The following is a 21766-nucleotide window of genomic DNA, read 5'->3' on the forward strand; positions in this document are numbered from 1 at the left end:
TGTTTTCCGTTGGGTTACGGCGTTCAACCTCACGATTTACATCATGACGACGTCAAACTGCTCCTGCGTATAGAGCGGTTCAACCTGTACTTTGACCTGCTTGCCGACAAAAATTTCCACTTCGGCCAGCGCGTGTGACTCATCGCTTTTCAGCGCTTCGCCCACGGCGGGCGACACGTACACCAGGAAGCTGTCGGAATCGTAGGCGTGATGCACGCGGACGATTTCACGCATGATTTCATAGCACACGGTTTCCACCGTCTTGAGCGAACCGCGTCCCTGACACACCGGACAATCGGCACACAGCACGTGCTCAATACTCTCGCGCGTGCGCTTACGCGTCATTTCGACCAGCCCCAGTGCGGAGAAGCCGTTGATGCTGGTTTTGACGCGATCTTTGCTCAGCGCGCTCTCCAGCGAGTGCAGCACGCGACGGCGGTGATCGTCATTATTCATGTCGATAAAGTCGATGATGATAATGCCGCCGAGATTACGCAGCCGCAGCTGGCGCGCAATCGCCTGCGTGGCTTCGATATTAGTATTAAAAATGGTTTCGTCGAGGTTGCGGTGGCCGACAAACGCGCCGGTGTTGATGTCCACCGTGGTCATCGCTTCGGTCTGATCGATGATCAGGTAACCGCCGGATTTCAGCTCCACCTTGCGTTCCAGCGAGCGCTGGATCTCGTTCTCCACATCATAGAGATCGAAAATCGGCTGCTTGCCGTTATACAGCTCCAGCTTGCTGGCCATCTCCGGAATATATTCGCTGGTGAACTCCACCAGCAGATCGCAGGTCAGACGCGAATCGACGCGAATGCGATCCAGCGCCGCGCCGGCGAAATCACGCAGGACGCGCTGCGCCAGCGCCAGCTCGCCGTACAGCAGGCACCGCGTCTGGTTGCGCTTCTTGCGCTCGCTGACTTTAGTCCACAGGCGCTTCAAAAACGCCGCGTCCTGCGCCAGCTCTTCCGCGCCGATGCCTTCGGCAGCGGTACGGATAATAAAGCCGCCAAGATCGTCACAGTAAGCGGCGACAACCGCTTTCAGCCGCTCGCGCTCGGCCTCGCTTTCAATGCGCTGGGACACGCCCACGTGCGAAGCTCCCGGCATAAATACCAGGTAGCGCGACGGCAGCGTGATATCGGTGGTGAGGCGCGCGCCTTTGGTGCCAAGCGGATCTTTCACCACCTGCACCATTAAATCCTGCCCCTGGCGCACCAGCTCAGCGATATCGCGCACGATGAAGTTCTTCTTCTCATCACCCGCCACGCATTCGGTGTGCGGCATGATGTCCGAGGCGTGCAGAAAGGCCGCTTTGTCCATCCCGATATCGACAAATGCCGCCTGCATGCCCGGCAGCACCCGGCTGACGCGCCCTTTATAGATGTTGCCGACAATCCCGCGTCGCGCTTCGCGCTCGATGTGGATTTCCTGCAGAATGCCGCCGTCGATATAGGCAACACGGGTTTCAGAAGGTGTCACATTTACCAGCAGTTCAGCCGTCATCTTGTCCCCTTAGCGCACGCAGCGACTGAAAATGGCTCAGCAGTTCGCCGGTTTCCACCAGCGGCAATCCCACTACGGCGTGATAACTTCCATTGATGCGGCGCACAAAGTTGCCGCCCAGGCCCTGAATTCCGTACGCGCCGGCTTTATCCATCGGCTCGCCGCTGGCGATATAGTGCGAAATTTCTTCTGCCGTGATATTGCGGAATGTCACGTCTGTAGTCACCAGGCAATCCAGTTCACCCTGTGCATCAGCCAGCGCCACCGCGGTCATAACCTGATGGGTTTGTCCGGCGAGTTTACCCAGCATCTGCGCAGCGTGCGCGGCATCGCGCGGTTTCTCCAGTACCTCGCCATTCAGCACCACGATGGTGTCCGCGCCCAGCACTGGCAGATCCTGCGGCGCTATCCGCACGCCGGCCCGCGCCTTATCGCTGGCCAGACGCCGCACATAAGACCCGGCCGCTTCGCCCGGCTGACGCTGCTCTTCAACATCGGTAATCAGGCGCTCAAACTGCAGGCCAAGCTGCGTTAACAGCTCACGCCGACGCGGTGAGCCGGAAGCCAGATACAGGGTTATCATCGTATTCCTTATTGCACAGCAAACTGACGGCGAATCTTTCTCATCAGTAAGAATAGCCAGGGCCACAGGATACCGTCGACCACGCTACTCCAGAAGATTTCCGGACGGAAGGAGACGTTGATGACCAGAAATTCTGCCCAGAAAACAATCACATCAACCGCCAGCGACAGCACCATAACCATTAATGCCTGCTGCCACAACGCCAGATTACGGAAGAGCTGAAATTTAAAGGCCACCAGATAGGCAATTATGCTGAACGCCAGCGCACGCACGCCCAGCGTCGAACCGGCAACCAGATCCATAATCGCGCCAAGGAAAAAGCCGGTGCCGACATTGACCCGGTGCGGCAGCGCCAGCACCCAGTAGATCAGGATCAGCAATAGCCACGATGGCCGGAACATATAGATCTGATCCGGCCACGGCATGATTTGCAGGATAAGTGCCACCAGGAAGGACAGCCAGATTACCCAACGACCCTGGCTGCGATATCGACTCAAGGCTGGCCTCCGCGCGTGTTCGCCGGATTATCCTGCGAACGGCCACTGGCGGCGGGCTGGGTCGGCCCCATCTGCTGATTTTGCTGCATCATGGCCGGTGCCGGCGGTCCCATTTCGCCCGCGGGCGGCAGGACCTGCGGCATCATCTGCATCAGGCGTTCGTTAGCCACGCGATGCACTTCGTCCGGTGCCATCGGCATGTCGCCGTTTTTATCCGCACCCCACAGCAGCAGCAGGTAGCGCAGACGCTGCAGGCCAGCGGTCGGACGCGCCTGAATCACGGTATAGGCACGCTGGGTGTCCACCTTCACTGACGACACCACGCCCACCGGATAGCCTTCCGGGAAACGTCCGCCCAGACCGGACGTCACCAGCACATCGCCGACGCGAATGTCAGTGTTGCCCGGCAGATGTTCCAGCTGCAGATCTTCGCTACAGCCGTTACCGGCAGCGATGACGCGGATATCGTTGCGCAGTACCTGAATTGGCAGCGCGTGCGAAGCGTCGCAGATCAGCAGCACGCGGCTGGTCACCTGACCTACCGCCACCACCTGACCGACCACGCCTTTGTCGCTGATCAACGGCTGGCCTTCATACACGCCGTTAACGCTGCCTTTGTCGATGATCACCTGATCGGTGTAAGGATCGGTGCCGGTGGAGATTACCTGGGTCACCATCTTGTGCTCATCCTGACGCAGCGGCGAGCCGAGCAGCTCGCGCAGACGCGCGTTTTCCTGCTTGTATTGCCCCAGCATCAGCAGGTCACTGTTTTTCAGGAAGAGCTCACGGCGCAGCGCTTTGTTTTCCAGCTCCAGCTGCTGGCGCGAAGCCAGCGTTTCGGAAACGCCGTCAAGAAGCTGTCGTGGCCCGTTGGCCAGGAAATAAAATGGACTGACCGACGTGTCCAGGTAGTTGCGGATCTGGGAGAACGTGCTGACCCGGCTGTCGGCGACAATAATCGCGATAGCCACAATCACGGCCAGAAACAGGCGCAACTGCAGGGAAGGCCCCCTGCTAAAAATCGGCTTCATAAATTCTGCGAATTCCTCGACATCAGGGAAGAAGCGCGCGTGTCAGCACGTGCGCCTCCAGGGCTGGACGCTTTACGCCGTCGTGCGCAGCGTCGCCAGTTACCCCGCATCCTGCAAACCGCAGTGACGAGGTTGCGCGGCTGCCGCCCGGTGCCTGCTGCTGAGGCTGCCGAGCGACAGGCGATGACCATCGTCCTGCCGTTTTGCTGATTTTGGGTATCGTCGCTATTCCCTGCGCAAATTGACAACGGTCTCAGCCGGAGAGGAATTACTCCTCGCTGAACAAATCGCCGCCATGCATGTCGATCATTTCCAGGGCTTTACCGCCGCCGCGCGCCACGCAGGTCAGCGGATCTTCTGCCACGACGACCGGAATACCGGTCTCTTCCATCAGCAGACGATCCAGATTGCGCAGCAGCGCGCCGCCACCGGTCAGCACCATACCGCGCTCGGAGATGTCAGACGCCAGCTCCGGCGGGCACTGTTCCAGCGCGACCATCACGGCACTGACGATACCGGTCAGTGGCTCCTGCAGCGCTTCCAGGATTTCATTCGAGTTCAGCGTAAAGCCGCGCGGCACGCCCTCGGCCAGGTTACGACCGCGCACTTCGATCTCGCGCACTTCGTCACCCGGATAAGCCGAACCGATTTCATGCTTGATACGCTCAGCGGTGGCTTCACCAATCAGCGAGCCGTAATTACGGCGCACGTAGTTAATGATAGCTTCATCGAAGCGATCGCCACCAATACGCACAGAAGAAGAGTACACCACGCCGTTCAGGGAGATAACCGCGACTTCGGTCGTACCGCCACCGATATCCACCACCATCGAGCCGGTCGCTTCCGACACTGGCAGACCCGCGCCGATTGCCGCGGCCATTGGCTCTTCAATCAGGAACACTTCGCGGGCACCGGCGCCCTGCGCCGATTCGCGGATGGCGCGACGCTCAACCTGAGTGGCACCGACCGGCACGCACACCAGCACGCGAGGGCTCGGGCGCATAAAGCTGTTGCTGTGCACTTGCTTGATGAAGTGCTGGAGCATTTTTTCAGTCACGAAGAAGTCAGCGATAACGCCATCTTTCATAGGACGGATAGCTGCGATGTTGCCCGGCGTACGGCCAAGCATCTGCTTTGCATCATGACCAACAGCCGCTACGCTCTTTGGGGAGCCGGCACGATCCTGACGAATGGCAACCACAGAAGGCTCGTTCAGCACGATGCCTTGTCCTTTTACGTAAATCAGGGTATTCGCGGTACCCAGGTCAATGGACAAGTCATTGGAAAACATGCCACGAAATTTTTTAAACATACTAAGGGATAATCCTGCAAGCTGGGGGCGGAAAATAAAATCCGCCTACTTTACCAACCACGCGAAGCCGCTACAAGGCGCAAAAACGTTCTGCTTCGGTGAAAAACCAGGCTGAATAATTTTTCGCGGCGGTGCTGCCGTCCGTCACCGGCGTTAAACGGCGCTAAGCTGCCGCTCTAAACGCAAATTCACCTGCCGGTCGCGGGTGAATTCCGACATAAAATCTAACATTTCCCGTCGCCGGACACGCCTGCTGCGCGCTGCCTGACGGCAAAAAATAGTCGTCTGCTGCCGTATCTGCGGCTGAAGCGCTAAATCCGGTAACGTTGGGAGTGTTTCTTCACGTTACTGTTGACCGGCAGCGAAGGGGCAAAAAAGTCGCCCTGACCGCCGGCTACGCCCAGTCCAGCCAGCGTTTGCCACTCTGCGCGCGTCCGCACGCCAGCGGCGAACACCTTCGTCGGCGTTGACTTGCACACTTCCAGTAAACTTTGCACAAACAGCTGATTTTCCGTGCGGCGCTCAATGTTGCGAATCAGGCCCGGGTCGAGCTTGATCAGCTCAATCGGGAACTGCTTAATGTACGCGCTACTTACCACCGTTAATCCGGCCTGATCCACCGCAATGCGACAGCCAAACGCCGCCAGCATGCGGAAAACCGGCACTAAACGGTTGATGTGTTGACAAACATCCGCCTCAGCAAGTTCAAATAAAAATCGCTTTCTTTGCGATTTACTGCACTGCAGCAGTAATTTTTGCAGCCAGCGCTGGAACGGCCGTTGCAGCAGCGAATCGATGTTAACCGGCAGCGCCAGCGTTTCATCCGGCCACACTTCCGACAGTGCCGCGATACGCGTGACCAGCTGGCGGTCCCAGCTGTCGGCCATGCCCAGCTGCAGCACCAGCGGCATAAACTCCGCCGATACCACCTCTTTATCGCCATCGAACACGCGCGCCAGCATTTCACGGTGGTGCACTTTGCCGTCCAGCAGCACCGCCGGTTTTTGATACAGTCGCGGGCCACCGCGGTTAAGGGTGTTTTCCAGCAGGGTGCGCCAGCGCACGCTGCCGCGCCCCATATCCAGCGTATTGCCCTCGCCCACCGACCAGTTATTGCCGCCCTGCAGCGCCGCGCGCCGCGTCGCCTGTTCAACGTTTTCCATCACCTGCGGCACCGATTCGCCGCTGCGCCAGGCGCTGATGCCGATGTGAATCAGGTCATCGCGATCCACCATACGCATCGGCGGCAGCGAATCCACCGCGTTGATCAGCTGATCGGCAATGCTGTTGGCTTCTTTCAGGGTGCGATGCGGCAGCAGCACGGCGAAGTCGCTGCGGAAATAACGCGCCAGCAGCGCGCCCGGATAGCGCAGCACGAAGGTGGAAAGCATGTTCACCAGGTCGAACAGGTATTCATCCACCAGCGTTGGCCCGAGGGTTTCATGCAGCGTATCGAGATCCGGCAGTCGCACCATCATCACCACGCCGTGCGTACCTACGTCTTCCTGAGCTTCCAGTAAGGTCGCCAGCTGATTATCGAAAAACAGGCGGTTATTCAGGCCGGTGCGTGAATCCTGCGCGGCAAAGGTGCGGATCAGGGTATCGATACGCAGGCGCTGTTCGCCCGCTTCCTGTAAATCGCCCAGCAGTAAATCAATCGCGCGGCTGGCTTTGGGCGGCCATTCAGCGATGGCATCGGCGCGCAGCGCGCGTTCGCCGGCCAGAATGCGCTCGGCGCGTGCCTCCAGCCGCTCCATATGCTGCCAGCGGTGATTGAGCCAGCGGTGCGTCATGACCAGCAGCGCCGACATAATCGCCACCACCGTCAGCAGGATGATCAGCGTGTAAGCCCCGGTAAAGGAGCGGAACCAGGTTTTGGCGGGATCGAGTACCACTACGCGCAGCGCCATGCCCGGCGCGTGCGTCAGCGGCATATCAAGCTGCATGAAGCGGTTGGGCTCATCTTCCAGCATCGGATTTTCGTGACGAGCAAGGCGAAACAGCACGGTATTATCGTGATGCAGCTCGACCTGTTCGGCATTGATGACCGGCATCAGGCGCGTCAGCCACTGCGTCAGATCCTGCGGGGACTGGCTGGCCAGTGCTTTATCAACCTCCATGGCCAGCGTCTGCACGCGGTTTTCAACGCGCTGCTGCGACAGCCAGATAAAACTAAAAGCGCAGCCTACCAGCATCAGTAACATCGCCAGTAAGCTTAATAAGGTAATAAACGCAGAAAACTTGGTTGTTAATCGCATCCCTGTGCCTGTATCACTGCGGTTTATGAACGCCAGCTACGCATTTGCACCTGCCGCGCTGGTGCAAACCTGAGCAAATTATCACAATTACCGATCCAAATCAGCGCCCGCCCGGTGCCGGGTACACCACCCAGCGGCGCGAGTATAACGTTAAAGTGTGAAGCGCTGGCTTCCGTACCGGCTTTTTCGTCCTATTCTCAACAGAACGCACCGGCCAGGAAATTTCACATTTTGCCAGCGAAAGTGGCGCGCCGGACAGCGTTTGATCATGCTAGCTGCAGTTAATCGATTTGCCGGAGAACGCCATGAAGCGCAAGCACATCCTTACCGAAGCCGATGTTACGCCGGAAAGCATTTTTAATCTGCGCCGCCGCCAGGTGCTGAAAGCGCTGGGGCTCGGCGCTGCCGCGGCCAGCCTGCCCGGCGGCGCGCAGGCCGATGTGCTGAGCTGGTTCAAGGGCAACGATCGTCCGCCGGCACCGGCCGGTCGCGATCTGCAGTTCAGCAAGCCCGCGCAGTGGCAGGCAGATCTGCCGCTGACGCCGTTCGATAAAGTCGCTGGCTACAATAACTTCTATGAGTTTGGTCTCGACAAAGCCGACCCCGCCGCGAACGCGGGTACGCTGAAAACCGAACCGTGGCAGTTGCGCATCGAAGGTGAAGTGGCGAAGCCGATGACGCTGGATATGGACGACATCTTCAAGCGTTTCGCCATGGAGCAGCGTATCTATCGTATGCGCTGCGTTGAAGCCTGGTCGATGGTTATTCCCTGGGTAGGCTTTGAACTGAACAAGCTGCTGAAGCTGGCGGAACCCACCAGCAACGCGCGCTACGTCGCTTTCCAGACGCTGTACGCGCCCGATCAGATGCCGGGGCAGAAAGACCGCTTTATTGGTGGCGGGCTCGATTATCCCTATGTGGAAGGCTTACGGCTGGACGAAGCGATGCATCCGCTGACGCTGCTCAGTACCGGCGTTTACGGCAAAGCGCTGCCGCCGCAAAACGGCGCGCCGATTCGCCTGACGGTGCCGTGGAAATACGGCTTTAAAGGCATCAAGTCGATCGTCAAAATTACCCTGACGCACGATCGTCCGCCGACCACCTGGAGCCAGATCGCCGCCAACGAGTACGGCTTCTACGCTAACGTGAATCCGCACGTCAACCATCCGCGCTGGTCGCAGGCCACCGAACGCTTTATCGGTGCGGGCGGCATCCTTAAGGTGGAGCGCCAGCCAACGCTGCTGTTCAACGGTTACGCCAAAGAAGTGGCCTCGCTGTATCGCGGTCTCGATTTACGGGAGAACTACTGAGTGCGCCTGACATTACGCCACGTTACGCTGCTGAAAGTGGTGCTGCATCTGGCGGCATTTCTGCCGCTGGTGTACCTGTTTCTGGCGGCAAATCAGGGCTGGCTGAGCGCCGATCCGGCGAAAGATATCCAGCATTTTACCGGGCGCATGGCGCTGAAGCTGCTGCTGGCGACGCTGCTGGTGAGTCCGCTGACGCGTTATCTGAAGCAGCCGCTGCTGATTCGTACCCGCCGCCTGCTCGGCCTGTGGTGCTTCGCCTGGGCCTGTCTGCACCTGACCAGCTACTATCTGCTGGAACTGGGCTACGATCACCTGCGCTTGCTCGGTAGTGAGATAGTCTCGCGCCCCTATTTGTTACTGGGCATGATCAGCTGGATTATTCTGTTTGCTCTCGCCATCACCTCTTTTCAGCGCGCCCAGCGCAAACTGGGTCGCCGCTGGCAAACGCTGCATAACGGCATCTATCTGGTCGCGATCCTCGCGCCCATCCACTATCTCTGGTCAGTGAAAGTGCTGTCGCCGCAGCCGTGGATTTATGCGCTGCTGGCGCTGGCGCTGTTAGGCTGGCGTTACAATAAGTTGCGTAAACTTCTGCGTCGATAATCCCCGCAAGGTTGTTTTCCTGCTGCGAGATCTGTTAAAAGGTGTGGCCTTCGGGCCACGCCGGATCAACTTCGCAGATAAGACCAGTATTTTGCTGCGAATTGCCTCGAAACGGATATAATGCCCGGCTTTATTGCAAGCGAAGTCTTCTTTTTCACTCTGAAGAGTGACAAATGAAGGATGTCGCGGTATTTTACGCGATGCCTCACTGATTGCAGGAGATAGCCGCAAGATGGCGCATAAATTTCACATACTGCTGTTAAACGGACCCAACCTGAACCTGCTGGGTACGCGCGAGCCTGAGAAGTATGGTCACACGACGCTGGCGCAGATTGTCAGCGATCTGACGCAACAGGCCGACCAGCAACATGTGAAATTGAGTCATTTGCAATCGAACGCGGAATACCAGCTGATTGATCGTATTCACGAAGCCCGTGGCAACGTCGACTACATCATCATCAATCCGGCTGCGTTTACGCACACCAGCGTCGCACTGCGTGATGCCCTGTTGGCGGTAAGCATTCCTTTTATTGAGGTGCATCTCTCGAACGTGCATGCACGCGAACCGTTCCGACATCACTCCTATCTTTCCGATGTATCTGCCGGCGTCATTTGTGGACTGGGCGCTGACGGCTACTCGTGGGCTTTACAAACGGCAGTAAAACGCCTGTCACATTCCAATTAAACAGAGTACGGAACCACACTCATGGATATTCGTAAAATTAAGAAACTGATCGAACTGGTTGAAGAGTCCGGCATCGCTGAGCTGGAAATCTCTGAAGGCGAAGAGTCGGTTCGCATCAGCCGTTCACCTGCCAATGTCGGTTACCCTATGATGCAGCAGGCTTATGCTGTTCCGGCTCCACAGCCTGCGCTGGCTGCTGCGGTTGCTCCTGCTGCCGCACCTGTTGCTGCAGAAGCGGCGAAACCTGAAGTCAGCGGCCACATCGTGCGCTCGCCGATGGTCGGTACCTTCTATCGCACCCCAAGCCCGGACGCTAAAGCGTTTGTGGAAGTGGGTCAGAAAGTGAACGCTGGCGACACCCTGTGCATCGTTGAAGCGATGAAAATGATGAACCAGATCGAAGCCGATAAATCCGGCGTTGTGAAGGCGATCCTGGTGGAAAGCGGCCAGCCGGTTGAATTCGACGAGCCGCTGGTCGTCATCGAATAACGAGGCGAAGCATGCTGGATAAAATTGTCATTGCTAACCGTGGTGAGATTGCGCTGCGCATTCTGCGTGCCTGTAAAGAACTGGGCATCAAGACTGTGGCGGTGCACTCCACGGCAGACCGCGACCTGAAGCACGTGCTGCTGGCGGACGAAACCGTCTGCATCGGCCCGGCGCAGTCGGTCAAAAGTTATCTTAATATCCCGGCGCTGATCTCCGCCGCCGAAATCACCGGCGCCGTTGCGATCCACCCGGGCTACGGCTTCCTCTCTGAGAACGCCGATTTCGCCGAGCAGGTTGAGCGCTCCGGCTTTATCTTCATCGGCCCGAAAGCCGACACCATTCGCCTGATGGGCGACAAAGTGTCAGCAATCAACGCGATGAAAAAAGCTGGCGTACCGACCGTTCCCGGCTCTGACGGTTCGCTGACCGACGACATGGAGAAAAACCGTGCCATCGCCAAGCGCATCGGCTATCCGGTCATCATCAAAGCCTCTGGCGGCGGCGGCGGTCGCGGTATGCGCGTTGTGCGCAGCGACAAGGATCTTGAGCAGTCCATCAACATGACGAAAGCGGAAGCCAAAGCGGCTTTCAACAACGACATGGTGTACATGGAGAAATTCCTCGAGAATCCACGCCACATCGAAATTCAGGTACTGGCCGATGGCCAGGGCAACGCCATCTATCTGGCCGAGCGTGACTGCTCCATGCAGCGTCGCCACCAGAAAGTGGTCGAAGAAGCGCCAGCACCGGGCATCACGCCGGAACTGCGTCGCTACATCGGCGAGCGCTGCTCTAACGCCTGCGTGGAGATCGGCTATCGCGGTGCCGGTACCTTCGAGTTCCTGTATGAAAACGGTGAGTTCTACTTCATCGAGATGAACACCCGTATTCAGGTGGAACATCCGGTCACCGAGATGATCACCGGCGTCGATCTGATCAAAGAGCAGCTGCGTATCGCTGCCGGTCAGCCGCTGTCGATCAAGCAGGAAGATGTGGTGGTGCGCGGTCATGCGGTCGAGTGCCGTATCAACGCCGAAGACCCGAACACCTTCCTGCCGAGCCCGGGCAAGATCACCCGTTTCCACGCGCCAGGCGGTTTTGGCGTGCGCTGGGAATCGCACATCTATGCCGGCTATAGCGTGCCGCCATACTACGATTCAATGATTGGTAAGCTGATCACCTACGGCGAAAACCGTGACGTGGCTATCGCGCGCATGAAAAATGCGCTGGCGGAACTGATCATCGACGGCATCAAGACTAACGTCGATCTGCAGATGCGCATCATGACCGACGAAAACTTCCAGCAGGGTGGTACTAACATCCACTATCTGGAGAAAAAACTCGGCCTGCACGAGAAGTAAGCGCAGCGCAGAGCAATGCAGAGGCCGGTTAAACCGGCCTTTTTCATTTTTGTTGCCTTTGAGGTTGCATGATGGATGGGCGTTTTTTGCAAGCTAACAAAGAGGCGCGCTGGTCGCTGTACCTGACGCTGGCGTACCTCGCCGTCTGGGGCGTGTCCGCCTGGCTCGGCGGCACACAAAGCGGTATCACCGGCTTACCGCGCTGGTTTGAGTTCTCCTGCGTGTTCGCGCCCGTGCTGTTCATCGGCCTGTGCTGGCTGATGGTGCGCGTGGTGTTCCGCGACATGTCTCTGGAGGACCACGATGGAAACTGAAATCATTCTGCCGCTGCTGGCCTATCTGGTGGTGATCGCCGGGCTGTCAGTGTTCGCCATGCGCAAGCAGCGTCAGGGCAACTTCCTCACCGAATATTTCCTCGGCAGTCGCTCGATGGGTGGCTTTGTGCTGGCGATGACCATCACCACCACCTACATCAGCGCCAGTTCATTTATTGGCGGACCCGGTGCGGCGTATAAATACGGCCTGGGCTGGGTGCTGCTGGCGATGATTCAGGTGCCGGCGGTCTGGCTGTCGCTCGGCGTACTGGGCAAAAAATTCGCGATTCTGGCGCGACGCTACAACGCCGTGACGCTCAACGACATGCTGTATGGCCGCTATCGCAGCACGCTGCTCATCTGGCTGGCCAGCATCAGCCTGCTGGTGGCGTTTATTGGTGCCATGACGGTACAGTTTATTGGCGGCGCACGCCTGCTGGAAACCGCCGCCGGTATTCCTTATGACACGGGCCTGCTGATTTTTGGCGGCACTATCGCGCTGTACACCGCGTTTGGCGGCTTCCGCGCCAGCGTGCTCAACGATGCCATGCAAGGGCTGGTAATGCTGATTGGCACCTTCCTGCTGCTGTTTGCCGTCATCCATCAGGCAGGCGGACTGGAAACGGCGGTCACCAAACTGCGCAGCATCGATCCGCAGCTGGTATCACCGGAAGGCGTCGGCAACGTTATCAATCCGACCTTCCTCAGCTCGTTTGCCGTGCTGGTGTGCTTCGGCGTGATTGGGCTGCCGCATACCGCCGTACGCTGTATTTCCTACAAAGACAGCAAAGCGCTGCACCGCGGAATTATCCTTGGCACCATCGTGGTGGTGATCCTGATGCTCGGCATGCACCTGGCCGGCGCGCTTGGCCGTGCGGTGCTGCCGGATCTGGCGATTCCGGATCGCGTGATCCCGACGCTGATGATCACCGTGCTGCCACCGATGGCGGCCGGCGTGTTCCTCGCGGCGCCAATGGCGGCGATCATGTCGACGATTAACGCGCAGCTGCTGCAATCGTCCGCTACGCTGATCAAAGATCTCTACCTGCGCATCGCACCGCAGCACAGCGAAAACGAGGCGCGCCTGCGCCTGCTCTCCGGCACCATCACCTTTGTGCTCGGCCTGCTGCTGCTGCTGGCGGCCTGGAATCCGCCGGATATGATTATCTGGCTCAACCTGCTGGCCTTTGGCGGGCTTGAAGCGGTGTTCCTGTGGCCGCTGGTGCTGGGACTGTACTGGGAGCGCGCCAACGCGGCGGGCGCCATCAGCGGCATGCTGGTGGGCGCCGGTTGCTATACGCTGCTGGCCAGCCTGAAAATCGAACTGTGGGGCTTCCACCCCATCGTGCCTTCTTTGACGTTAAGCCTGCTGGCCTTTCTGGTGGGTAATCTGTTCGGCAGCACGCCTGACGCGCGCGATGCTGCCCTGGAATAAAAGAGAAACGCTATGCCATGGATACAAATCAAACTTAACAGCACCGGTGAGCATGCCGAAACCCTCAGCGACGCGCTGATGGACGCCGGTGCGGTATCGGTCACCTTTCAGGACACGCACGACAACCCGGTGTATGAGCCGCTGCCGGGGGAAACCCGTCTGTGGGGCGATACCGATGTGATTGGCCTGTTCGACGCCGAAACCGCCATGGACGACGTGGTGGCCGAACTGAGTCAGCATCCGCTGCTGGGATCGGGCTTCCGTCATAAGATCGAGCAGATCGAAGATAAAGACTGGGAGCGTGAATGGATGGATAACTTCCATCCGATGCGCTTCGGTGAACGCCTGTGGATCTGCCCAAGCTGGCGCGAAGTGCCGGATCCGGATGCGGTCAACGTGATGCTCGATCCCGGCCTGGCTTTTGGTACCGGCACCCATCCCACCACATCGCTGTGCCTGAGCTGGCTGGACGGTCTCGATCTGCAGGGCAAAACGGTGATCGACTTCGGCTGCGGATCCGGTATCCTGGCCATCGCCGCGCTGAAACTTGGCGCGGCGCAGGCAATCGGCATTGATATCGATCCGCAGGCGATCCAGGCCAGCCGCGATAACGCCGAACGCAACGGCGTGGCCGATCGCCTGTCGCTGTATCTGCCGCACCAGCAGCCGGAAAACCTGCAGGCGGATGTGGTCGTCGCCAATATCCTTGCCGGTCCGCTGCGCGAACTGGCGCCGCTGATTAGCGTGCTGCCGAAAGCCGGCGGCCATCTCGGTCTGTCCGGGGTGCTGGCCAGCCAGGCGGAGAGCGTGTGTGAAGCCTACGCGGAGCGCTTCGCGCTGGACGCCGTGGCGGAAAAAGAGGAGTGGTGCCGCATCACCGGCGTACGCCGCTAATCACCCGGCGGGCCAGAGCAATCTGGCCCGTTTTCCCCGCATGAGACCTGTCTCAAATCCCTGCCAGCCCCGTTTTCCTGCCGTTTCTTTACATTGAAATCAGTAGACTGCTGCACCAGGCGATAGCGCTATCCCTGTTAACCGTGCCGTGCGCGGCACATAACGTTGATATATCGCTTAGTGAATAAATGATGATGAAAAGCAAACACACACTGATCGCACTGCTGCTGGCAGCCGCGCCTTTTGCTCACGTTCAGGCTGCCGCCTGGGATTACGCACAGCCACAGCAATGGGGCGACCTGTCCCCTGATTTCCACGTCTGCAAGCAGGGCGTGAACCAGTCACCGATTGACATTCGTCAGGCGCTGCACGCCAGCCTGCCGGCGCTGACGCTGGAACTGCAGGCGCGCCAGGCGGCGATCGTTAACAACGGCCACACCGTGCAGATCAACCTGCAGCAGGGCGACACCCTGACGCTGGACGGCGAAACCTTCACCCTGAAGCAGTTCCACTTCCACACGCCGAGTGAGAACCTGATCGACGGCAAGCGTTATCCGCTTGAGGGCCACTTTGTCTTCAGCGACGAGCAGCAGCAGCTGGCGGTGATTGGTGTGATGTTCGAAGACGGTGCGGCGAATCCGGTGCTGATGACGCTGCTGGATACGCTGCCGGCGCAGGTCAATCAGCCGGCTACGCTGCAGCAGGATGTGGATATCACGCCACTGCTGCCGACCGACCGCCGTTACTATCGCTTCAGCGGCTCTCTCACCACGCCACCGTGCAGCGAAGGCGTGCGCTGGCTGGTAATGAAGCAACCGGTGACGGCGTCAGCACAGCAGCTGCAGGCGTTTAGCGCGGTGCTGGGTGAACACGGTAACAGCCGTCCAGTGCAGCCGCTCAATGGCCGGCTGGTGGTTGAGTAACGAAATACTCACATCACGCAAATAAACAGTTCACTTTTTACACAAATGACCGCCATTTCTCTTGCCAATTAGCGGAAGTGGCGGTTTTTATGTTGTGATTCAGCGCATATTTTTGGAAAAACTTTTGCTCACAATTTCAGCGTATTTTTTTAATGTACTGAATTTTAAAGAATAATGCTGAATAGCCTGCTGCTAACCCCTTTTTCCCTGATCTTAAACGGCGAATTGTTCAAAGTTTGGCCTTTCATCTTCCGGAAAAAATGCGTAATATACGCCGCCTTGCGAACAGTTAGGGTCACTTCTTTTTCATGCGCATTGGACATCACCAGCTACGTAATCGACTCATCGCTGCGCCTATGGCCGGAGTATCCGACAAGCCATTTCGCACCCTGTGTTATGACAACGGCGCCGGTATGACTGTCTCCGAGATGCTGTCATCGAACCCGGAAGTTTGGGCCAGTGACAAATCACGTTTGCGTATGGTGCATAGTGACGAGCCCGGTATTCGCGCCGTGCAAATTGCGGGTTGCGATCCCGATGAGATGGCCGCCGCCGCGCGCATTAATGTTGCGTCCGGTGCACAGGTTATCGACATCAACATGGGCTGCCCGGCTAAAAAAGTGAATCGTAAGATGGCAGGTTCAGCGCTGCTGCAGCATCCGCAACTGGTGGAATCAATCCTCCGTGCGGTGGTGAACGCAGTCGATGTACCGGTTACGCTGAAGATTCGCACCGGCTGGGACAAAGAAAATCGTAATTGTGTAGAGATTGCCCAATTGGCTGAACGCTGTGGTATTCAGGCTCTGACCATTCATGGCCGCACGCGCGCCTGTTTGTTTGAAGGGCAAGCTGAATACGACAGCATTCGGACAGTTAAGCAGAGCGTCGCTATTCCGATTATCGCGAATGGTGACATTACTGACCCGCACAAAGCCAGGGCAGTGCTCGACTACACCGGAGCCGATGCTCTGATGGTGGGACGCGCTGCTCAGGGAAGACCGTGGATCTTCCGGGAAATCCAGCATTATCTGGACACAGGGGAGCTGCTGGCACCGAAGCCGCTGGCTGAAGTGAAGCATATGCTGATTGGACACATACGGGAGCTGCACGACTTTTACGGTCAGCGCAAGGGATACCGTATTGCCCGAAAACACGTTTCCTGGTATTTGCAGGAAAGTGCCCCTGACGACCAGTTTCGGCGCACATTCAACGCCATAGAGGATGCCAGCGAACAGCTGGAGGCGTTGGAGGCATACTTCGAAAATCTTGCGTAAACGAAATAAAGAGCTGAAAGAACTATGTTCGAACAACGCGTAAATTCTGACGTACTGACCGTTTCTACCGTTAACTCACAGGATCAGGTGACGCAAAAGCCTCTGCGTGATTCGGTTAAACAGGCACTGAAGAACTATTTTGCTCAACTGAACGGTCAGGATGTGAGTGACCTGTATGAGCTGGTACTGGCTGAAGTCGAGCAGCCTCTGTTGGACATGGTGATGCAGTACACCCGTGGCAACCAGACCCGCGCTGCCCTGATGATGGGCATCAACCGCGGTACGCTGCGTAAAAAGCTGAAAAAATACGGCATGAACTAAGCGGTCTGGTTCATTGCTGCGATAACGCCAGCCCCCGGGCTGGCGTTTTTGTTTGTCTTTCCCGCCTGTTAACACCGCATGAAACGATTATCGTCAAAATGGTAACGATAGTTGCAATCGCCAGCGTGATAGCTCATCTCTCTCAGGGCTGCTGCCCTGCCCTGTTTTTGCGCAGATGAAATTGTCCCGATTCGCCTGCAGCCCGCTTTGTTTGTGATCCTGAACCGGTTCAGCGGTAATTCTTCTGTGCCGTACAGCTGCTGGTGAGCGTTAGCTCACACTGCTTCCATATAGTGAAACTTTTTGCACTATTTGTGATCGTGGCGACTCGTCATGCTGCCTTTTGGTGCGCGATAGTAGCGACAACTTTCCGGATACGTCCGTTTATTAAAAGATCTTTCCAGTGAATTCAGGATTCTGCAAACCTGGCATCAGCTTTGCAGTGTCGTGGATGGCCAAACGCCACAGAAAGAAATAAGCGCACAGTAAAGTGCGCGCAAACATAACAACACACGATCTCGCCACACAGGATGCTTTATGAAAAAGATGATGCTTTCCACCCTGATTGCTGCCGCCTCGCTGTTCGCCGTGACCCAGCAGGCGCACGCAGGCACCACGCTGGACGCTATTAAGAAAAAAGGGTTTATACAGTGCGGTATCAGCGATGGTCTGCCAGGGTTTTCTTACGCTGACGCCAGCGGCAAATTCACCGGTATCGATGTAGACGTGTGCCGCGCCGCGGCCGCTGCGGTCTTCGGCGATGCCAGCAAAGTAAAATACACCCCGCTGACGGCGAAAGAGCGCTTCACCGCGCTGCAGTCAGGCGAAGTCGATATTCTGTCACGTAACACCACCTGGACTTCATCACGCGACGGCGGTATGGGCTTCCTGTTCGCTGGCGTGAACTACTATGACGGCATCGGCTTCCTGACCCACAAGAAAGCAGGTCTGAAAAGCGCTAAAGAGCTGGATGGCGCCACCGTGTGTATCCAGGCCGGTACCGACACCGAGCTGAACGTGGCGGACTACTTTAAAGCCAACAAAATGCAGTACACGCCGGTCACCTTCGACCGCTCTGATGAATCCGCCAAAGCGCTCGACAGCGGCCGCTGCGATACCCTCTCTTCTGACCAGTCACAGCTGTACGCACTGCGCATCAAACTGGGCAAACCGGATGACTTCATCGTACTGCCAGAAGTGATTTCAAAAGAGCCGCTGGGCCCGGTCGTGCGTCGCGGTGATGATGACTGGTTCACCATCGTGAAATGGTCGCTGTTCGCTATGCTGAACGCCGAAGAGATGGGCATCAGCTCGAAGAACGTCGATGAGATGGCGGCGAAACCTACCACGCCAGATATGGCACACCTGCTGGGCGCTGAAGGTGATTTCGGTAAAGACCTGAAGCTCGACAACAAGTGGGCGTACAACATCATCAAACAGGTTGGTAACTATCAGGAAGTTTTCGATCGTAACGTCGGTAAAGACAGCGCGCTGAAAATTGCACGTGGCCAGAATGCGCTCTGGAACCAGGGCGGCATCCAGTACGCTCCGCCAGTGCGTTAATCGTTTTCTGCCAGTCGGGCACCGCATCCTGCGGTGCCCACGCGTATTCTTCACTGAGGTTTTAACATGTCGCAACGCCCAACCGTGAAAAGGGATTTTTCGTTCGGTAATCCTACGGTTCGCGCCTGGCTTTACCAGATTGTCGCGATTGTGGCGGTGTTTGCTGTGGTGGGTTATCTGATCCACAACACGGTGATCAACCTTGCCAATCGCGGTATCACCTCCGGCTTCGGCTTTCTTGAGCGCAACGCCGGTTTCGGCATCGTCCAGCATCTGATTGATTACAGCGAAGGCGATACCTACGCGCGCGTATTTATGGTCGGGTTAACCAATACCCTGCTGGTGTCCGCGCTCTGTATTGTCTTTGCCTCGATCCTCGGCTTCGCCATCGGTCTGGCGCGCCTGTCGGATAACTGGCTGCTGCGCAAGCTGTCGACCATTTATATCGAGACGTTCCGTAATATCCCGCCGCTGCTGCAAATCTTCTTCTGGTACTTTGCCGTGCTGCGCAATCTGCCGGGCCCGCGCCAGGCGCTGAACGCGTTCGATCTGGCTTTTGTCAGTAACCGCGGCCTGTATATTCCGTGGCCGGAGTATGCGCCCGGCACCTGGCCGTTCATTATCGCGCTGGCGATTGCCATCGCCGCCAGTGCCGCCCTGTTCCGCTTTAACCGTAAGCATCAGCTGAAAACCGGTCAGCTGCGCCGCACCTGGCCCGCTGCGGCCGGCCTGATTGTGCTGCTGCCGCTGATCGCCCATACGCTGTTTGGTGCTGCTACCCACTGGGATGTGCCCGAGCTACGCGGCTTCAACTTCCGCGGTGGCTTTGCCATGATTCCGGAGCTGGCGGCGCTGACGCTGGCACTGTCGATCTACACCTCATCTTTTATTGCTGAGGTGATTCGCGCCGGGATTCAGTCGGTACCGCACGGTCAGAGCGAGGCGGCTCGATCGCTCGGCCTGCCGAATCCGGTGACGCTGCGTCAGGTGATCATTCCGCAGGCGATGCGCGTGATTATCCCACCGCTCACCAGCCAGTACCTTAACATCGTGAAAAACTCCTCACTGGCCGCCGCAATTGGTTATCCGGATATGGTGTCGCTGTTTGCCGGCACCGTGCTGAATCAGACCGGCCAGGCGATTGAAACCATTGCCATCACCATGGCGGTTTACCTGATTATCAGCCTGATCATTTCGCTGCTGATGAACCTCTATAACCGCAAAATTGCGCTGGTTGAGCGTTAAGAGAACGGAACCATTATGTCTGTTACCACACACGAAACGCCGCCGGTGTCGGGCAATCCTCTGGGCAAAGCCTGGCTCTGGGCGCGTAAAAACCTGTTCTCCAGCTGGCTGAATACGCTGCTCACGCTATTCAGCCTGTGGATTATCTGGAGCGTCATCCCGCCTGCGCTGAACTGGTTGATCTTCCAGGCTAACTGGATTGGCGAAACCCGCGCGGACTGTACGAAAGCGGGTGCCTGCTGGGTCTTCATCCACGCGCGCTTCGGTCAGTTCATGTACGGGCTCTATCCGCATGAGTTGCGCTGGCGCATTAATCTGGCGCTGGTGATTGGTCTGCTGTCGATTGTGCCGATGTTTATCAAATCGATGCCGCGCCGTGGCCGCTATATCGCCTGTTGGGCGGTGATCTATCCGGTGGTTGTCTGGCTGCTGCTGTACGGCGGCTATTTCGGGCTGGACCGGGTGGAAACCCGCCAGTGGGGCGGCCTGACGTTGACGCTGATTATCGCATCTGTCGGCATTGCCGGGGCGCTGCCGCTCGGCATTCTGCTGGCGCTGGGCCGGCGCTCAAAAATGCCGGTGGTGCGCACGCTGTCGGTGATTTTCATTGAGTTCTGGCGTGGCGTACCGCTGATCACCGTGCTGTTCATGTCTTCCGTGATGCTGCCGCTGTTTATGGCGGAGGGCACCACCATCGATAAACTGGTGCGTGCACTGGTTGGCGTGATCCTGTTCCAGTCGGCGTATGTCGCGGAAGTGGTGCGCGGCGGGCTGCAGGCATTGCCGAAAGGCCAGTACGAAGCAGCCGAGTCGCTGGCGCTTAGCTACTGGAAAACCCAGGCGCTGGTGATTTTACCGCAGGCGCTCAAGCTGACCATTCCTGGTCTGGTGAATACCATCATCGCGCTGTTTAAAGATACCAGCCTGGTGATCATCATCGGCCTGTTCGATCTGTTCAGTAGTGTGCAGCAGGCAACCGTCGACCCTACGTGGCTGGGTATGTCGACCGAGGGCTATGTTTTCGCTGCACTGGTCTACTGGATATTCTGTTTTAGCATGTCGCGCTATAGCCAGTATCTGGAAAAGCGCTTTCACACCGGGCGTAAATCGCACTGAGGTTTTACATGACACAAACTATGACAACGGCGGCCAACGCCATGATGATTACGCTCGAAAACGTGAATAAATGGTACGGGCAATTCCACGTACTGAAAGATATCAACCTGCAGGTGAAACCGCGCGAGCGTATCGTATTGTGCGGCCCTTCCGGTTCCGGTAAATCCACTACCATTCGCTGCATCAACCATCTGGAAGAGCATCAGCAGGGACGGATTGTCGTGGATGGTATTCACCTGAATGATGATGTGCGCAATATTGAGCGCGTGCGTACTGAAGTCGGCATGGTATTTCAGCACTTTAATCTTTTCCCGCATCTGACCGTGCTGCAGAACTGTACGCTGGCACCGATGTGGGTCCGTAAGATGCCAAAGAAAGAAGCCGAAGAGCTGGCGATGCACTATCTGCAGCGCGTACGCATCGCAGAGCATGCACACAAGTTTCCCGGTCAGCTCTCTGGCGGACAGCAGCAGCGCGTGGCCATCGCCCGTTCGCTGTGTATGAAGCCGAAGATTATGTTATTCGATGAACCCACCTCGGCGCTCGATCCTGAGATGGTTAAAGAGGTGCTGGATACCATGATCGGTCTGGCGGAAGACGGGATGACGATGCTGTGTGTAACTCATGAGATGGGCTTTGCACGTACCGTAGCCGATCGGGTGATCTTTATGGATCGCGGTGAAATTGTCGAGATGGCGCCGCCGGATGAGTTCTTTGCGAATCCAAAATCCGAGCGGACACGGGCGTTTTTGTCGCAGGTCATCCACTAAGCGAACACGATTAGCCGCATTATTCAGCCCTTGTCAGCATGGCAGGGGCTTTTTTTATGCCTGTGGATTTTATTGCGCGTTTTTATTGCGATGAAGGACATTGCGGAAAACAAAAAAGCCCTGAACAGATGTTCAGGGCTTTCGTGTTTGATGCCTGGCAGTTCCCTACTCTCGCATGGGGAGACCCCACACTACCATCGGCGCTACGGCGTTTCACTTCTGAGTTCGGCATGGGGTCAGGTGGGACCACCGCGCTGTTGCCGCCAGGCAAATTCT

At 57.4% G+C, this 21766-nt stretch carries 21 protein-coding genes and 1 rRNA gene; 15 read left to right on the forward strand and 7 right to left on the reverse strand.

Going from position 1 to position 21766, the window contains the following annotated elements; all coding sequences use genetic code 11:
* Nucleotides 1-36: 36 nt before the first annotated feature.
* From rng to csrD, 6 genes are all read right to left on the reverse strand, one after another.
* On the reverse strand, nucleotides 37-1506 hold the full coding sequence (gene rng / locus MXF20_RS22405) for a ribonuclease G (RefSeq protein ID WP_021508149.1): 1470 nt from the start codon (nucleotides 1504-1506) through the stop codon (nucleotides 37-39).
* On the reverse strand, nucleotides 1496-2089 hold the full coding sequence (locus MXF20_RS22410; protein WP_325971546.1) for a Maf family protein: 594 nt from the start codon (nucleotides 2087-2089) through the stop codon (nucleotides 1496-1498). The genes rng and MXF20_RS22410 overlap by 11 nt, the downstream gene beginning before the upstream one ends.
* A gap of 8 nt (nucleotides 2090-2097) precedes the next feature.
* Nucleotides 2098-2586 (reverse strand): rod shape-determining protein MreD, encoded by a 489-nt coding sequence (gene mreD / locus MXF20_RS22415; RefSeq protein ID WP_031279826.1) that lies wholly within the window; start codon nucleotides 2584-2586, stop codon nucleotides 2098-2100.
* A complete protein-coding gene (gene mreC / locus MXF20_RS22420) occupies nucleotides 2583-3617 on the reverse strand; it encodes a rod shape-determining protein MreC (protein ID WP_325971547.1) in 1035 nt (344 codons plus the stop codon). The genes mreD and mreC overlap by 4 nt, the downstream gene beginning before the upstream one ends.
* 268 nt (nucleotides 3618-3885) lie before the next feature.
* A complete protein-coding gene (mreB, locus tag MXF20_RS22425; RefSeq protein ID WP_003855260.1) occupies nucleotides 3886-4929 on the reverse strand; it encodes a rod shape-determining protein MreB in 1044 nt (347 codons plus the stop codon).
* A 311-nt stretch (nucleotides 4930-5240) separates the two neighbouring features.
* On the reverse strand, nucleotides 5241-7187 hold the full coding sequence (gene csrD, locus MXF20_RS22430; RefSeq protein ID WP_325971548.1) for an RNase E specificity factor CsrD: 1947 nt from the start codon (nucleotides 7185-7187) through the stop codon (nucleotides 5241-5243).
* A gap of 305 nt (nucleotides 7188-7492) precedes the next feature.
* Here csrD and msrP point away from each other — a divergent pair, with 305 nt between their 5' ends.
* From msrP to MXF20_RS22505, 15 genes are all read left to right on the forward strand, one after another.
* Nucleotides 7493-8497, forward strand: coding sequence for a protein-methionine-sulfoxide reductase catalytic subunit MsrP (msrP, locus tag MXF20_RS22435; protein WP_325971549.1), 1005 nt, complete (start codon nucleotides 7493-7495; stop codon nucleotides 8495-8497).
* Entirely contained in the window at nucleotides 8498-9100 is a 603-nt protein-coding gene (gene msrQ, locus MXF20_RS22440) for a protein-methionine-sulfoxide reductase heme-binding subunit MsrQ (RefSeq protein ID WP_325971550.1), read from the forward strand. It begins immediately after the preceding gene.
* Between the two features lie 232 nt (nucleotides 9101-9332).
* Nucleotides 9333-9785, forward strand: coding sequence for a type II 3-dehydroquinate dehydratase (gene aroQ, locus MXF20_RS22445; RefSeq protein ID WP_325971551.1), 453 nt, complete (start codon nucleotides 9333-9335; stop codon nucleotides 9783-9785).
* A 21-nt stretch (nucleotides 9786-9806) separates the two neighbouring features.
* A complete protein-coding gene (accB, locus tag MXF20_RS22450; RefSeq protein ID WP_058759883.1) occupies nucleotides 9807-10274 on the forward strand; it encodes an acetyl-CoA carboxylase biotin carboxyl carrier protein in 468 nt (155 codons plus the stop codon).
* A gap of 11 nt (nucleotides 10275-10285) precedes the next feature.
* Entirely contained in the window at nucleotides 10286-11635 is a 1350-nt protein-coding gene (gene accC / locus MXF20_RS22455; protein ID WP_021508158.1) for an acetyl-CoA carboxylase biotin carboxylase subunit, read from the forward strand.
* A 71-nt stretch (nucleotides 11636-11706) separates the two neighbouring features.
* On the forward strand, nucleotides 11707-11949 hold the full coding sequence (locus MXF20_RS22460; RefSeq protein WP_104093875.1) for a YhdT family protein: 243 nt from the start codon (nucleotides 11707-11709) through the stop codon (nucleotides 11947-11949).
* Nucleotides 11939-13384 (forward strand): sodium/pantothenate symporter, encoded by a 1446-nt coding sequence (panF, locus tag MXF20_RS22465; protein ID WP_325971552.1) that lies wholly within the window; start codon nucleotides 11939-11941, stop codon nucleotides 13382-13384. The genes MXF20_RS22460 and panF overlap by 11 nt, the downstream gene beginning before the upstream one ends.
* A gap of 12 nt (nucleotides 13385-13396) precedes the next feature.
* Complete coding sequence (gene prmA, locus MXF20_RS22470) at nucleotides 13397-14278, forward strand: 50S ribosomal protein L11 methyltransferase (RefSeq protein WP_325971553.1); 882 nt, start codon at nucleotides 13397-13399, stop codon at nucleotides 14276-14278.
* Between the two features lie 194 nt (nucleotides 14279-14472).
* Nucleotides 14473-15201 (forward strand): carbonic anhydrase family protein, encoded by a 729-nt coding sequence (locus tag MXF20_RS22475; RefSeq protein ID WP_325971556.1) that lies wholly within the window; start codon nucleotides 14473-14475, stop codon nucleotides 15199-15201.
* Between the two features lie 308 nt (nucleotides 15202-15509).
* On the forward strand, nucleotides 15510-16475 hold the full coding sequence (gene dusB, locus MXF20_RS22480) for a tRNA dihydrouridine synthase DusB (protein ID WP_040679767.1): 966 nt from the start codon (nucleotides 15510-15512) through the stop codon (nucleotides 16473-16475).
* Between the two features lie 24 nt (nucleotides 16476-16499).
* Complete coding sequence (gene fis / locus MXF20_RS22485; protein ID WP_003855228.1) at nucleotides 16500-16796, forward strand: DNA-binding transcriptional regulator Fis; 297 nt, start codon at nucleotides 16500-16502, stop codon at nucleotides 16794-16796.
* Nucleotides 16797-17333: 537 nt separating this feature from the next.
* Nucleotides 17334-18359: an amino acid ABC transporter substrate-binding protein gene (locus MXF20_RS22490; protein WP_058759887.1), complete on the forward strand. Its 1026-nt coding sequence runs from the start codon at nucleotides 17334-17336 to the stop codon at nucleotides 18357-18359.
* A 66-nt stretch (nucleotides 18360-18425) separates the two neighbouring features.
* On the forward strand, nucleotides 18426-19604 hold the full coding sequence (locus MXF20_RS22495; protein WP_325971554.1) for an amino acid ABC transporter permease: 1179 nt from the start codon (nucleotides 18426-18428) through the stop codon (nucleotides 19602-19604).
* A 15-nt stretch (nucleotides 19605-19619) separates the two neighbouring features.
* Nucleotides 19620-20720, forward strand: a complete 1101-nt coding sequence (locus MXF20_RS22500) for an amino acid ABC transporter permease (RefSeq protein WP_325971555.1) — start codon at nucleotides 19620-19622, stop codon at nucleotides 20718-20720.
* A gap of 8 nt (nucleotides 20721-20728) precedes the next feature.
* Entirely contained in the window at nucleotides 20729-21490 is a 762-nt protein-coding gene (locus MXF20_RS22505) for an amino acid ABC transporter ATP-binding protein (RefSeq protein ID WP_283342576.1), read from the forward strand.
* A gap of 152 nt (nucleotides 21491-21642) precedes the next feature.
* On the opposite strand, the gene rrf is transcribed toward MXF20_RS22505, so the two are convergent.
* Nucleotides 21643-21758 (reverse strand): 5S ribosomal RNA (rrf, locus tag MXF20_RS22510).
* Nucleotides 21759-21766 lie beyond the last annotated feature (8 nt).

Source organism: Pantoea dispersa (assembly GCF_035783935.1).
Taxonomy (GTDB): Bacteria; Pseudomonadota; Gammaproteobacteria; order Enterobacterales; family Enterobacteriaceae; genus Pantoea; species Pantoea dispersa_C.

Coding starts and splice junctions, on each gene's coding strand:
- rng (WP_021508149.1), bottom strand. CDS start 1,506: ATGACGGCTGAACTGCTGGTAAATGTGACACCTTCTGAAACCCGTGTT.
- MXF20_RS22490 (WP_058759887.1), top strand. CDS start 17,334: ATGAAAAAGATGATGCTTTCCACCCTGATTGCTGCCGCCTCGCTGTTC.
- mreC (WP_325971547.1), bottom strand. CDS start 3,617: ATGAAGCCGATTTTTAGCAGGGGGCCTTCCCTGCAGTTGCGCCTGTTT.
- MXF20_RS22410 (WP_325971546.1), bottom strand. CDS start 2,089: ATGATAACCCTGTATCTGGCTTCCGGCTCACCGCGTCGGCGTGAGCTG.
- csrD (WP_325971548.1), bottom strand. CDS start 7,187: ATGCGATTAACAACCAAGTTTTCTGCGTTTATTACCTTATTAAGCTTA.
- mreB (WP_003855260.1), bottom strand. CDS start 4,929: ATGTTTAAAAAATTTCGTGGCATGTTTTCCAATGACTTGTCCATTGAC.
- fis (WP_003855228.1), top strand. CDS start 16,500: ATGTTCGAACAACGCGTAAATTCTGACGTACTGACCGTTTCTACCGTT.
- MXF20_RS22475 (WP_325971556.1), top strand. CDS start 14,473: ATGAAAAGCAAACACACACTGATCGCACTGCTGCTGGCAGCCGCGCCT.
- accC (WP_021508158.1), top strand. CDS start 10,286: ATGCTGGATAAAATTGTCATTGCTAACCGTGGTGAGATTGCGCTGCGC.
- MXF20_RS22505 (WP_283342576.1), top strand. CDS start 20,729: ATGACACAAACTATGACAACGGCGGCCAACGCCATGATGATTACGCTC.
- MXF20_RS22495 (WP_325971554.1), top strand. CDS start 18,426: ATGTCGCAACGCCCAACCGTGAAAAGGGATTTTTCGTTCGGTAATCCT.
- dusB (WP_040679767.1), top strand. CDS start 15,510: ATGCGCATTGGACATCACCAGCTACGTAATCGACTCATCGCTGCGCCT.
- panF (WP_325971552.1), top strand. CDS start 11,939: ATGGAAACTGAAATCATTCTGCCGCTGCTGGCCTATCTGGTGGTGATC.
- MXF20_RS22460 (WP_104093875.1), top strand. CDS start 11,707: ATGGATGGGCGTTTTTTGCAAGCTAACAAAGAGGCGCGCTGGTCGCTG.
- MXF20_RS22500 (WP_325971555.1), top strand. CDS start 19,620: ATGTCTGTTACCACACACGAAACGCCGCCGGTGTCGGGCAATCCTCTG.
- prmA (WP_325971553.1), top strand. CDS start 13,397: ATGCCATGGATACAAATCAAACTTAACAGCACCGGTGAGCATGCCGAA.
- aroQ (WP_325971551.1), top strand. CDS start 9,333: ATGGCGCATAAATTTCACATACTGCTGTTAAACGGACCCAACCTGAAC.
- accB (WP_058759883.1), top strand. CDS start 9,807: ATGGATATTCGTAAAATTAAGAAACTGATCGAACTGGTTGAAGAGTCC.
- msrP (WP_325971549.1), top strand. CDS start 7,493: ATGAAGCGCAAGCACATCCTTACCGAAGCCGATGTTACGCCGGAAAGC.